Annotated in this window: 10 protein-coding genes; 6 read left to right on the forward strand and 4 right to left on the reverse strand. The window is 65.5% G+C overall.

The annotated features are described in order from the left end of the window. Positions 1-38 precede the first annotated feature (38 nt). Positions 39-812, forward strand: coding sequence for a hypothetical protein (locus QW868_RS32395; protein ID WP_316232460.1), 774 nt, complete (start codon positions 39-41; stop codon positions 810-812). A gap of 53 nt (positions 813-865) precedes the next feature. Here the strand turns inward: QW868_RS32395 and QW868_RS32400 are convergent, their stop codons facing one another. Then, complete coding sequence (locus QW868_RS32400; RefSeq protein WP_410051342.1) at positions 866-1228, reverse strand: hypothetical protein; 363 nt, start codon at positions 1226-1228, stop codon at positions 866-868. A gap of 605 nt (positions 1229-1833) precedes the next feature. After that, positions 1834-2385: a CreA family protein gene (locus tag QW868_RS32405; protein ID WP_315741115.1), complete on the reverse strand. Its 552-nt coding sequence runs from the start codon at positions 2383-2385 to the stop codon at positions 1834-1836. Between the two features lie 225 nt (positions 2386-2610). Here QW868_RS32405 and QW868_RS32410 point away from each other — a divergent pair, with 225 nt between their 5' ends. The 4 genes from QW868_RS32410 to QW868_RS32425 all read left to right on the forward strand — a co-directional run bounded on the left by QW868_RS32410 (position 2611) and on the right by QW868_RS32425 (position 6833). After that, entirely contained in the window at positions 2611-4398 is a 1788-nt protein-coding gene (locus QW868_RS32410) for a L,D-transpeptidase (protein WP_316232461.1), read from the forward strand. A 155-nt stretch (positions 4399-4553) separates the two neighbouring features. Then, on the forward strand, positions 4554-5129 hold the full coding sequence (locus QW868_RS32415) for a glutathione peroxidase (protein WP_316232462.1): 576 nt from the start codon (positions 4554-4556) through the stop codon (positions 5127-5129). Between the two features lie 161 nt (positions 5130-5290). Then, the gene (locus tag QW868_RS32420) at positions 5291-6253 is read left to right on the forward strand and encodes a polysaccharide deacetylase family protein (protein ID WP_315798822.1); all 963 of its coding nucleotides are present in this window, start codon (positions 5291-5293) and stop codon (positions 6251-6253) included. A 19-nt stretch (positions 6254-6272) separates the two neighbouring features. Then, complete coding sequence (locus QW868_RS32425; RefSeq protein ID WP_316232463.1) at positions 6273-6833, forward strand: dihydrofolate reductase; 561 nt, start codon at positions 6273-6275, stop codon at positions 6831-6833. A gap of 9 nt (positions 6834-6842) precedes the next feature. On the opposite strand, the gene QW868_RS32430 is transcribed toward QW868_RS32425, so the two are convergent. After that, positions 6843-7298 carry a DoxX family protein gene (locus QW868_RS32430; RefSeq protein ID WP_315780500.1) on the reverse strand — a complete coding sequence of 152 codons (456 nt, stop codon included), beginning with the start codon at positions 7296-7298 and terminating at the stop codon, positions 6843-6845. A 148-nt stretch (positions 7299-7446) separates the two neighbouring features. Beyond that, entirely contained in the window at positions 7447-9759 is a 2313-nt protein-coding gene (locus QW868_RS32435) for an NADP-dependent malic enzyme (protein WP_315755711.1), read from the reverse strand. 240 nt (positions 9760-9999) lie between these two features. On the opposite strand from QW868_RS32435, the gene QW868_RS32440 reads away from it, so the two are divergent. After that, positions 10000-11976 (forward strand): hypothetical protein, encoded by a 1977-nt coding sequence (locus QW868_RS32440; RefSeq protein WP_316232464.1) that lies wholly within the window; start codon positions 10000-10002, stop codon positions 11974-11976. Positions 11977-12807 lie beyond the last annotated feature (831 nt).

A 12807-nucleotide genomic window follows, 5' to 3' on the forward strand; every position in this document is an offset into this window, starting at 1 on the left:
GGACCCCAATGCAGATCGCACACCGCAAGGAGCCAGCCATGATCAAGTTCACATCGCACGCACGGACACTCCAGCTGGCGCTCGCGACCGCCGTCCTGCTGCCGATGTCGGCTTCAGCGGAGACACCGATGACGGCGCGTCAGATGCTGGCCCACGCGCAAACCCAAGCTCTCAACGTCCCCGGCGACATCAGGAAGCCGGCGCCGGACAGCAGTGAAAGGATCGTCAGCGAGTCCGCCGCCTCGGGTGGTGCTTCGATCGCAGCCCCGCTTCCGGTAATCGAGCCGCCGACGCCGATCTCGGCGCCAGCATCGACGCTCACCGCATTGGCCGCACCCGTCCCGGCCCCTGAGGGGGCTTTGCTGCAATCGCGTACCAACTCACTCACGGCCGCCGCGCCCGCTGCCGAAACAGCCAAGGCGTCGAATGCCGTGCTCGCAACTCCCCCCGTGGCGGCCACCACTGAAACACGCCCTGTGGCACCGGCCGCGACGCCGCCCGCCACGGCCGCAGCTTCACCAGCCGTCGTCCCCGCAGTCGCTCCTGCTGCCGCGCCGACCCAGCCCGGTCTGACGGCCGCGGCGACCACGCAGACGACGCGGACGAAAGCGGCGACCTTGCCATCCGCCGAAAAGACTGCACTTGCGCGGCATCAGCCGACGAGTGCCGATGCGTCAGCGGCCCGCCCTGCTCCCAAGCCGAGTGCGAGATCGTCGAGGCACAGCGACGACGACGCCATCAGCACGCGGATCTCGCGCATCATGCGCCGGCCGGAGGTGCAGTCATTGATGTCGCAGTATGGCCTGGACTGACAACCAGCACCGCCGGACGATGGACGCCGATCGACGTCAGGTCCGGCGGCTGATCAGTTGGCCGGATCGAACATGCACTGCAGGGCAGGCTTCGCGATCTTGGTGAACGTAGGACCGATCTCGGCCTGCTTCGGCGCGGGCACCCAATCGGTCTCGATGGTCGGCACGCCGGTCTCACTGATGCCGCGCAGCAGCGCCTCTCGCAAGTCGGCATCCTCCACCATCGCGGCCGCATGATCATGCAGGCAGGAGCAGACAGCTTCAGGATGCGCCCACCGGTCAAGCATATGAGGCGCACATTGCCGTACGAACTCGCTGCGCAGATCGGACAATCGGGTCGTTGTCCGCGCCTCGACGGAGGACCAGAAGAGGCACGACAGCACGGCAAGCGCCGCAGCACCCAGTCGAAAACGCATGGTGGACCGCTGGTATTTGTTTTTCGTCATGTCATCCACGCGGGCCCGGACGACACGATTCGCATGTCGCTGACGCCAGCATCGGTTTCATATCCGCTTCACGTTTCAAGCGGCCTGCGGCACAGGCCCAAAATGGTTTCATGGCCCCGCCGCTTCGTTTCATCGCGACCGACCCGACGACACAAAATACAATCAAAACGAGAGTGATCTAAAACCCCAAGCAGAAGAATGTTTCACTTGCCTTGGGCGAGCCAGCGCCCTCCGGGGCAGCCGTCAATTCTGCCGATGGCGAGCTTCTTAACGACCTTACGTTAACTGTGGCCGGCAGGGAGAACCTCCCAGCTCACCACGGCAACCCAGCAGCGCGCGGCGCGTTGGGAGACGACGTTGCTCCCTCAGGGTCACCATGGACAAGCGCTCGCACACACCCAAACCGAAGGTATCACGCCGCAGCTCCCTGGCTGCGCCGATGGCGCAGCAGCGAACCGAGAGCTACGCCGGCTCGACGCCACAGAGCCTGGTGCGGCTGATCGGCTGCCACGATCCTGCCAAGCACAAATTGCCCGGGAAGGCTTTCGGCAGCCGATCCTCTCTTGGCTAGTCCCTTATTGAATGAAATCGCCGCACTTCTGGACCACGCCGTCGTCGGCTTTGCCCCAAGGCATGACCGGAACGGAGGAGGTCGAGTTCTTCGGCGATCCCTCGATCAGCCTGTCTGAGTAAACCATGTAGACGAGCACGTTGCGCTTGGCGTCGCAGCCGCGAACGATCTGCATCTTCTTGAAGAACAGCGACCGTCGCTGCCGGAACATGTCGTCGGCCTGTTCGAGCTTGCGTTTGAACCTGATCGGGCCGATCTGCCGGCATGCGAGCGAGATGTCGGAGACTTCCTCGGCCAGGCCTAGCCAACCGGCATAGCCGCCCTTCTGCGGCACCGTGAAGTGGCAGGCGACGCCCTCTACCTCTGGATCATCAACGCCATAGGTCGCGAGCTTGTCATTCGGGCTGAGCAGTTTGAACACGGTCGACCGACGGAAGATCAGATCCGGCTCGTCTGCGGCGTATGCTGAGATCACAGGCGAGGACAATCCGATAAGCAGTAGGCAAACGAGGGTTTTCAGCCACAGATCAAACCGTTTGGTGGCTCTGAACGACATGTCGGTCTCCGTTATACCGCCGATGCTCGGCATACCGCCCATGTAGGGACACAAATGCCTGCAAGGAAGGCGCTCCAGCCCCTGACCTTCCACTACCCGTTTAACGGGATGTGAGGCTTTTCTGCTACGATTGGAACGAAATCACGCAGGGCAGAAGCCCAAGCTGGTGAACGCAGACTCCGTCTGCGACACTAAAGACCAGATGGTTCTTGAGGATTTGCCGGAATGCTCTGCGTTCGTGCAGCCGCCAGGGGGCGGTTCTATTGTGCAGCAATCGTTTCAGTCCCGCTTGCCATAGCAGTGACCTCACAGGCTGGCGCAGCGTCTTATTACTACTGGAACGACGCGCAGCCCATCACCATTGCTCCGACCGTACGCCCGGCCGCTCCGCGCAAGCCCAAGGCGCGCCACCTTGAGATGCTGACCAAGACCGAGAAGGAGGCTGCCAAGCCGCAAGCGCCGCTCACGATCGCGGTGTCGATCAACAAGCAGCAGCTGAAGGTCTACGACGCAAACGGCCTGTTCGCGGAAGCACCCGTCTCGACCGGCATGAAGGGTCATTCCACGCCGATGGGCGTGTTCAGCGTCATTCAGAAGCAGAGATACCATCGCTCCAACATCTACAGCGGCGCCCCGATGCCGTTCATGCAGCGCATCACCTGGTCCGGCGTCGCGCTCCACGCGGGCGTGCTGCCGGGCTACCCGGCGTCGCATGGCTGCATCCGCATGCCGGCAAGCTTTGCAACCCGCATCTATGGCTGGACGCGGATGGGATCCCGGGTCCTTGTCACGCCGAGCGAGGTGGCTCCTGCGAGTTTCTCGCATCCGATGCTCGCTGCACTGAAGGCGCCGCAGCCGAGCGCATCGGAGCACCCCGATCCGACTGCGCCCGCAGCGATCAAGTCGGACAAGGGCGCAGCCGTCACCAGCGCGATCACAGTCGCGACGACGGATTTGCGCGCCACGATCGGTCATGCCGAGAGCCCCCGCTTCGAAGGATCGCCAACCGCGTCGGGCCAGGTGCGGACCGCCGATGCCACCAACGCCAATGGGCTACCACCGAAGATCTCGGACGCTTCGCCAAGCGCCGAACCACCGCGTTCACCCGCGGCGGAGGTTCGGAGCGATGCTGCCGATCTGAAGCCCAGTGTCGCCGAGACCATGATTGAGCACGCGACCGCCGAAGCAGAGGCCAAGCCAGGCGCTCCGGCCGCGGCCAGGATCGAGCAGCAGGACGAGGCCAAGTCTGCCCCCAGCGACGTCGCTCCGGCGGGTCAGCCCACGACTGCTGCGCAGGTGGCCGCTCCGGCTATCGAGAAGCCGGCTGAGGCGTCGGCGAATGCCGAAGCCACCGGTTCAACCGAACTCAAGCCTGCTGAGTCCAAGTCGGCAGAGTCCAAGCCTGCCGACGCCCCGATCGCGGACCAGCCTGCGTCACCGCCTCCAGTGGCGGCAGAGGCACCGGCGAAGCCAGTCGACCCCAACGATCTCGCCAAGGATCAGTCGCGTGTTGCCGCACCGGACAAGCCGATTGCGCCCAAGCCCGAATTGAAGCGCAACAGCCAGATCGCGATCTTCATCAGCCGCAAGGATTCGAAGCTGTACGTGCGGCAGAACTTCGCTCCGGTGTTCAACACCCCCGTCACCATCGCACCGGGCGACAAGCCGCTCGGCACCCACGTGTTCACCGCGACGGCTGACAAGGCCGATCCGGCGACGATGCGCTGGTCGGTCGTCTCGCTGCCCTCCTCGGCGCGGAGCGCCGCGGCGACCGATGGCGCGGCCAAGGCGGCCCGGCGCGGTAAGAGGTCCGCGGGCGCCGATGCCGAGCTGAAACAGGTCGTTCCGCTGAGCAGCGCAGCCGAGGCGCTCGATCGCATCACCATTCCCGCCGACGTCATGACGTGGCTCGGCGAAGCCCTGTCGACCGGAAGTTCGCTGATCGTCTCCGATCAAGGCATCAACCAGGGCGAAACCGGCGAGGGCACGGAGTTCATCCTTTCGCTGCGCTGACGACCGACGACGTCCCTCTTTCCGCCCCACGGCAGGGGTATCCCGTGCCGGAACGCAGTCTGATCCAGCGCCACGTCGCGGCCGTTCAAGCAGCGGCCGGTCGAGCGCGGGCACATTCATGCTGACGGGGCTGGCTCTGCTCAGGGAGATTCACAATGATCGATCGCAGGATGGTTGTTCTCGGCATCGGCGCCTCGTTGTCGGGCGCGACGCTCACGTCGCAGGCCGCTCATGCCGACAATGCGGTGAGCAAGATGACCGCCTATCGCTTCTCCTTCCCCGCACTGGCCGGTGAGCCGATCCGGCTCGCCGATTTCGCGGGCAAGCCGGTGCTGGTGGTCAACACGGCCTCCCAGTGCGGCTATACCCCGCAATACACCGGCCTGCAGAAGCTGTGGAGCGAGTTCCATGAGCGCGGGCTGGCGATCATCGCGGTCCCCTCCAACGACTTCAACCAGGAGCCCGGCATCGCGGGCGACATCGCCGAGCTGGCCAACAAGGAATATGGCGTCACCTTCCCGATGACCGCAAAAGCGGTGGTCACCGGTTCCAACGCCCACCCATTCTACCGCTGGGCCGCCGAGGCGCGGCCCAAGGAGACGCCGCGCTGGAACTTTCACAAATATCTGATCGGCCGTGACGGCTACATCGCCGACGTTTTCGCCTCCTCGGTCGAGCCGACGGATACGCGGGTCAAGACCGCGGTCGCCCGGCTGCTGGCGGACGGCTGAGCAACACTCGGCAGGAATGCGGCGGAAGCCGGCAACTTCCCCCGTGTTTTTGCCTCGTTTCCTTTTGGCGCCCATCCGGCAGCTGGGCTAGTATCCCCAACCGGATGACGGAGCGACTCTCGACGCTGGCGCTCCCGTTGCAACAACCCCGAGGAAACACGATGCGGATTGCAGCAGGATTGGTGTTCGCGAGTTCTTTGGCGGCTTCGCTGTTGACGTCTGGCGCGGCTTGGTCGCAGGCGCAGCGCACGGCGGCGGCGCCGACCCCGGCTGCTGCTGCTCCCGCACCGGCCCCTGTTCCCGCCGTGGCCGCCCAGACGCAGCCGCCGCGCGCGCCCTGCATGAACCCCGAGGCGCTCGGCGTCGGCCGCACCGTCGAGATCGACACGACAGGCGGTCCGGGATTCGGCTTCGAGCACTTCAAGGACCTCGACTTCCTCAAGGATCATGAAGTGGTCCTGACGTTCGACGACGGCCCATGGCCGGAGAACACGCCCAGCGTGCTCAAGGCGCTTGCCGACCAGTGCACCACCGGCATCTTCTTCATCATCGGCAAGCATGCGACCTATTATCCGGAGATCCTGAAGCAGGTTTACAATGCCGGCCACACGGTCGGCACGCACACCTGGTCGCACGCGGCGCTGACCAACAAGAAGCTGACCGAGGATCAACGCAAGGAAGAGATCGAGCTCGGCATCAGCGCCGTGAAATGGGCGCTCGGCGGCAATTCGCCGGCGCCGTTCTTCCGCTTCCCGGCATTGCAGCATCCGCCGGAGATCGTGACCTATCTCGGCACCCGCAACATCGGCATCTTCTCCTGCGATCTCGACTCGTTCGACTTCAAGGCACGCAATGCGCAGGCGGTGATCGACGTCACCTTCAAGAAGCTCGACAAGCTCGGCAAGGGCATCATCCTGATGCACGACTTCCACAAGCACACCGCCGAGGCCCTGCCCGAGCTGCTGCGCCGCCTGAAGGCCGGCGGCTACAAGGTGGTCGCGATGCGCGCCAAGGCGCCGGTGCAGTCGCTGCCGCAGTATGACGAGCAGCTCAGCAAGGTCGCGAAGCTGCCGACGGTGAGCCAACGGCCGGTCTCGAGCGTTGTGACGACAGTGTCCGAATGAGACAGGATTCCTTTCGTCAGTGACCAAGCTTCGTCTCGAAGGTTACGTGATCGTGTCGGCCGACGGGATGTTGGCCGACGCGAGCAATGCGATGCCGCCCGCCCTGAAATTTCCCGGCGACGCCGCATTCTTTTCCCAGGCCCTCGATGGCGCCGATCTGATCGTCCACGGCCGCAACTCCTATGAGGACCAGCCGAATTCGCCGAAGCGCCGGCGCATCGTCGTGACCGGCAAGGTCGCGGGGCTGGCGCCGGATCCGGAAAAGCCGCTCTCCACCCTTTGGAATCCGGCGGGTGCCTCGTTCGAAGCCGCCTGTGAAGCCGCGGGCGTCAGCTCTGGCACGGTGGCGGTGATCGGCGGCCCCGTCGTGTTCGAGATGTTCATGGACCGCTACGAGACCTTCTTCCTGTCGCTCGCGCCCCACGCCTCCCTGCCCGGCGGCGCGCCGTGCTTTCCCGGCGTCGGTCCTGACCGTTCGCCGCAGCAGGTGCTGGCGGCCCACGGCTACACGCCCGCCAATCAGCTGATGCTCGATCCCGCCCACGACGTCAGCGTGACCGCCTGGAAACGCACCGCTTGAGGCTCCCCTCTAGATGTCTCCATACGCGCTCTGCTCCGGCGCTTTCGGGCCCTTGCCGTAGCCGAAGATCATGAACAGCGCGCCGATGATCGACAGGTTCTTCAGCGCGTCGATCAGGGTCTTGGCGTTGTCGGGCGGGGCCTGGTTCCAGAAGTCATGGAAGTAGAAGATGGTCGCGCCGACGAACACGATCATCAGAGCCGCGAAGAAACGCCCGAGAAAGTTGAGCGCGATCATCACGCCGGCAATCACCTCGAACGCGCCGGCCGCGATCGCCAGGATCTGCGGCATCGGCATCTTGGCGGCGGCCTCGAGCTGCGCCGCATAGGGCGCGAGCATCGTGGGAATCGTGACCTTGGCGGCGATGAGATCGGCGGTGGCGGGAATGCCGAACAGCTTGGTCGCGCCCGTGTAGATGAAGATCACGGCGAACAGAACGCGCCCGAATGTAATGAAACCCGGCATTCTCGCCCTCACGGATCAACTTCAAACGATGTGTCGTCGGCCCACCGGGCCGGATATGTGACGTCGCGAACGCTTTTCAACAATAAAGGCGGGCGGAATACGACCGAAACCGGACGAATTCCGCCACACTTCGATCACGCCAACAACGTCACGCAAACAGCGTCGGCTGCGCCCTCCCCGCCCGTTCCTGAGCCTCGACCGCGGCCACCGCCGTCATGTTGAGAATGCCGCGCGCCGTCACCGACGGCGTCAGGATGTGCGCCGGGCGCGCCGGGCCGATCAGGATCGGCCCCACCGGGACCGCATCCGCCAGCACCTTGATCATCTGATAGGCGACGTTGGCGGCGTCGAGATTCGGCATGATCAGGACATTGGCCGAGCCTTCGAGATCCGAATGCGGCAGGATCGCCTTGCGCGCGGTCGCCGACAGCGCGGTGTCGCCCTGCATCTCGCCGTCGGCCTCGAGGTCGGGACGATGCTGCTTCAGCAATGCCGTCGCCTGCCGCATCTTGCGCGAGGACTCGGTGTCGTAGCCACCGAAATCGGAATGCGAGACGAAGGCAATCTTCGGCTTGATGTTGAATCGCGTGACGTGGTTGGCCGCGAGCGACGCCATCTCGGCGAGCTCTTCGGCCGTGGGATCCGGCCGGACCTGGGTATCGCCGATGAAATAGGCGCCCTTGCTGGTGATGGTGAGCGCCAGCGCCGCGTAGTCGCTGACCCCCGGCATGAAGCCGATGATCTCACGGACGTGGCGCAGATGGCTCATGTAGCGGCCCTCGACGCCGCAGATCATCGCATCCGCCTCGCCCCTGACGACGGCGAGCGCCGCGATCACGGTGGCGTTGGTGCGCACCACCGTGCGCGCCGCATCCGGCGTCACGCCGCGCCGTCCCGCGATCTCGATGTAGCTCTGCACATAGGAGCGGTAGCGCGGATCGTCCTCGGGGTTAATCAGGTCGAAATCACGCCCGGCCTTGATCGACAGGCCGAAGCGCTTGATGCGGGCCTCGACCACGGAAGGACGGCCGACCAGGATCGGCCGCGCCAGCTTCTCCTCCAGCACCACCTGGGTGGCGCGCAGCACACGCTCGTCCTCGCCCTCGGCATAGATCACGCGGACCGGCTGCGTCTTCGCCTTGGCGAACACCGGCTTCATGACCAGGCCGGAGCGGAACGCAAAACGTTCCAGCAGCGCGGTGTACTCGTCGAAATTGGTGATCGGCCGCGTCGCGACGCCGGACTCCATCGCCGCCTTCGCCACCGCCGGCGCAATGCGCAGGATCAGGCGCGGATCGAATGGCGAGGGGATCAGCGAACCCGGACCAAAACCCTGCGTCTCGCCGGTGTCGAAGCCGCGGCTGACCGCGTCCGACGGCGGGTCCTGGGCAAGCTGCGCGATCGCGTCGACCGCCGCCTGCTTCATCGCCTCGTTGATGGCGGTGGCGCCGACGTCGAGCGCGCCGCGGAAGATGAACGGGAAGCAGAGAACGTTGTTGACTTGGTTCGGGAAGTCCGAGCGCCCGGTGCAGATCATCGCGTCCGGCCGCGCCGCGCGCGCCTCCTCCGGCATGATCTCCGGGTTGGGATTGGCCAGCGCCATGATCAGCGGTTTCTCGGCCATCTGCTTGAGCAGCTCCGGCTTCAGCACGCCGCCGGCGGACAGCCCGAGGAAGATATCCGCGCCGCCGATCACCTCGGCCAGGGTCCGCTTGTCGGTCTTCTGCGCATAGACCGCCTTCCAGGGGTCCATCAACGTGTTGCGGCCCTCATGGACGACACCGTCGATGTCGCAGACCCAGATGTTCTTGCGCTGCGCGCCCATCGAGACCAGCAGATTGAGGCAGGCGATCGCGGCGGCGCCGGCGCCCGACGTCACGATCTTGACCTCGGAGAGCTGCTTGCCGGCCAGCGACAGCGCATTCTTGATCGCGGCGCCGACGATGATCGCGGTGCCGTGCTGGTCGTCATGGAAGACCGGGATCTTCATGCGCTCCTTGAGCCGCGCCTCGATCTCGAAGCACTCCGGTCCCTTGATGTCCTCGAGGTTGATGCCGCCGAAGGTCGGCTCCAGCGCCGCGACCGTCTCGACCACCCGATCGATCGTGTCGGCCGCGATCTCGATGTCGAACACGTCGATGCCGGCGAATTTCTTGAACAGGACCGCCTTGCCCTCCATCACCGGCTTGGACGCCAGCGGGCCAATATTGCCGAGGCCGAGCACGGCGGTACCGTTGGAGACGACGGCGACCAGGTTGGCGCGCGCGGTCAGCGTGGCGGCCTCGGCCGGGCTGTTGGCGATCTCGGTGCAGGCGGCGGCAACGCCCGGCGAATAGGCCAGCGCCAGGTCGCGCTGGTTGGCGAGCGGCTTGGTAGCCTGGATCTCCAGCTTGCCCGGCCGTGGCAGCCGGTGATAGGCCAGGGCTGCGGAACGAAGATCTTCAGAATAGGACGACGACATACGTGCTCCAGCGTTTCCGACCCGGATTTTTGGTCTCTTGAGTCTCGGTCAGACGTCGGTTTTTCCGGCCGGTGGAAGTGCATGTGATGCACGTTGGGCGGCTTTCATGCAACATCCGAAACCATGTTCGCCGGCATCCCGGGCCAGCGATTCCCCAGTTCGCAGAAGCACATCCCTACTCCATCGATTTCATTGAGACCATCATCACTTGCTGCCTAAGCCTTGGGCGGAGCACATCAAATGACCCGTATCCTGATCGGAATTCTCACGGCTGCCGCGCTGGCCGTCGCCGGCTTCGTCGGCGTGCCCTGGTACGCCCAGAGCCGCGCCGAGCGCGAGGTCGAGGCCAGCTTTGCCCAGATCCGGCAGAGCGGCGCCACGGCCACCCATGGCAAGGTCGCCTTCGACCTGTGGAGCCGCAAGTTGACCATCGCCGACGTCAAGCTCGAATCGGCCGCGCAGCCGCCGGCCAGCGTCACGCTCGGCACCATCACCGCGACCGGGCTGAGCCAGCCTGATTCCGAGCATGTCACGGCCGCCAGCATCGAGATCAGCGACATCGCCATGGCCGGCCAGATCCCCGGCCCGTCGCCGCTCCGGCTGAGCTACAAGCTGCCGCAACTGCTGGTGAAGGATTATGCCGGCCCGGCGCGGTTCGCCGCGCTCCCGGCCGGCGCCGGCATGCTCGAGACCTCCCGCGCACTCGCCCAACAGCTCGCCACCATCAGCGCCACCTCGGCCACGGTGCCGCGGGTCACCGGCACGATGGAAGGCGGCCCCTCGGTCGGTCCGACCGAGTTCGGCTATTCCGGGCTGGTGGTGGACGACATCAAGGGCGGCCGCATCGGCAACTACAAGATCCAGGAGGTCACCTTCAGCACCGCGGCGCAACCGCCGAACGGCAAGGTCGAGACGGTGCGCGGCCGCATGCTCGACGTCGTGACCAAGGACATCGACGTCAACGCCATCGTCGCTCTGCTCGCGCCCGAGTCCGCCACCGACGATCGTGTCGTCCGCCTGAGCGGCGTCGCCGGGGCAGGCCTCTACGAGATCACGTCCGATCTCGGCATGCGCATGCACATCGACAGCCTCACGATGGACCAGTTCGGCGTGCGGCCGTCGCGCATTCAACTGCCGGCGCTGGTCGCCGCCTTGACGCCGACCTCGCCGCGAACGAGCGCCATGACGCCGGACCTCATCGACAAGGTGGCCAGCATCTATGACGGCGTCCTGTTCAAGAACGTCGAGGTCCGAGGCCTCGCGGTCGAGACGCCCGACGGCCCGGTCAAGGTCGCGCTGACGCGGTTCGACCTCGACGACGGCAAGGGCGACGTCGCGTTCGAGGGCTTCGACGGCCGGACCCCGAACGGACCGGTCAAGCTCGGCCGCTTCGCCGTGAAGCGCTTCGACATGGGCGGCCTGCTGCGCCACACCGCCAAATTCGCCGTACCGGGAGCCAAGCCAGGTCCGGCCGAAGCCCTGGCGCTGTTCAAGCTGATCGGCGGCATCGAGCTGAAGGCGCTGACGACGTCCTACAAGGCGAGCACCAAGCCGGTCCAGATCGACAATTTCAGCCTCGACTGGGGCCAGTTCGTCGGTCCCATCCCGACCCAGGCACACCTGGTCGCCAAGATGGCAGGACCGCTCGATGCGTCCAATCCGGCCTTGCTGCCGCTTCTGGTCGCCGGCATCGACACCGCCGCTTTCGACGCCGATCTCGGCCTCGGCTGGACCGAGAGCTCGGGCGCGTTCGCGCTTCAACCGTTCAAGCTCGAGGTCAGCAACCTCATCGCAGCCTCGGCCAGCATGTCGCTGTCGCAGGTGCCGCGCGACGTGTTCACCATCGACCTGCAGCAGGCGACGACGGCCGCGGCGCAGATCGAGGCCAGCGGGCTGGAATTGACCCTGCGCGATCTCGGCGCGGTCGACGTGCTCGTCGCCAATTATGCGCGCGGTCATTCGATCACGCGGGACGCCGCGCGCAAGGCGCTGGTCGACAGCATCAAGGCAATCGGCGCGCAGGTCGCGGCCGACAACATCGATGTCGCCGGTGCCGTCGATGCCATCAGCCGCTTCGTCGAGCGGCCGCACCAGACCTTCACGCTGAAGCTCTCGCCGCGCGCCAAGGTCCCGGCCCTGCAGCTAGCCCAGCTCATCGCCATCGACCCGCCGAGCGCGCTGGCGCAGTTCAAGATCGAGGCGCAGACCGCGCCGTAACTTGAGCCGTGACGTGGAAGGAGGAGCGAGTACCCGCCTCTCTCCTCCGTCATTCCGCGGCACGCGCAGCGCGAGCTCGGAGTCCATAGTCCCGACTCTGCGCGAGGATCGAGACGCCTGAACGCACGACATTCTTCACCAACTACTGTTCGGGAGTATGGATTCCGGGCTCGCGCTGCGCGCGCCCCGGAACGACGACGGAGGGATTCCGCATGGGCTGACATCGGCGCCGACGGTGAGGACCGCGCGGGACCCATAACGTCCGCTCTCACCATGTCGCCGATTCATGCGCATGAACTCAACCCGCGCCTCCACGATCTCGCGGCGTTCTCCGCCCGAGTTCGTCCGGTCGTTCGGCCCTCTGCCATTCGAAGAGGGCGCAGGGAATGCCGGGTGAAGGCCTCACCCATGGCCCGCCTGCGAAAAAAATGCAGGCGGCAGGTACCACAGGTTCAGCCGATCATCCGGCATTCCCTGCGCGGTGGGCTTTTCGGCTGCTTCGCGCTCTCCTCGGGGACCGGCTTGTTTGCCCCCGTCACCCGCGCGATGCCCGAAGGCATCGGCGCGAGCTTGACACCAGCATCGGGGTGCCAGGACCACGCGACTTGACCGCCCGCAACCCGCCGTTCGTCCGCGCGCTCACACGCGTTGCGACAGACTGCGGCCACCGCCTCCCCGCCTCACGTCTCGTGACGACCGCGAACCGTCCCTCTTCATCGAGGCGGGATGGCCGGAAATGTGAAGGCGATTTGCCCGACGAGGCTGGGCAAGAACTCAGTGTTCACGGTAAGATTTGGGGGCATGACGAATCGGCCGTTCAAGAGCGGCGAG

This window comes from Bradyrhizobium sp. SZCCHNR1051 (genome assembly GCF_032489615.1).
In the GTDB taxonomy this organism is placed as follows: domain Bacteria; phylum Pseudomonadota; class Alphaproteobacteria; order Rhizobiales; family Xanthobacteraceae; genus Bradyrhizobium.

What these genes read in the sequence shown, in the direction of transcription:
- QW868_RS32395 (WP_316232460.1), top strand. Translation starts at nt 39, where the DNA reads ATGATCAAGTTCACATCGCACGCACGGACACTCCAGCTGGCGCTCGCG.
- QW868_RS32400 (WP_410051342.1), bottom strand. Translation starts at nt 1,228, where the DNA reads ATGCGTTTTCGACTGGGTGCTGCGGCGCTTGCCGTGCTGTCGTGCCTC.
- QW868_RS32405 (WP_315741115.1), bottom strand. Translation starts at nt 2,385, where the DNA reads ATGTCGTTCAGAGCCACCAAACGGTTTGATCTGTGGCTGAAAACCCTC.
- QW868_RS32410 (WP_316232461.1), top strand. Translation starts at nt 2,611, where the DNA reads ATGCTCTGCGTTCGTGCAGCCGCCAGGGGGCGGTTCTATTGTGCAGCA.
- QW868_RS32415 (WP_316232462.1), top strand. Translation starts at nt 4,554, where the DNA reads ATGATCGATCGCAGGATGGTTGTTCTCGGCATCGGCGCCTCGTTGTCG.
- QW868_RS32420 (WP_315798822.1), top strand. Translation starts at nt 5,291, where the DNA reads ATGCGGATTGCAGCAGGATTGGTGTTCGCGAGTTCTTTGGCGGCTTCG.
- QW868_RS32430 (WP_315780500.1), bottom strand. Translation starts at nt 7,298, where the DNA reads ATGCCGGGTTTCATTACATTCGGGCGCGTTCTGTTCGCCGTGATCTTC.
- QW868_RS32435 (WP_315755711.1), bottom strand. Translation starts at nt 9,759, where the DNA reads ATGTCGTCGTCCTATTCTGAAGATCTTCGTTCCGCAGCCCTGGCCTAT.
- QW868_RS32440 (WP_316232464.1), top strand. Translation starts at nt 10,000, where the DNA reads ATGACCCGTATCCTGATCGGAATTCTCACGGCTGCCGCGCTGGCCGTC.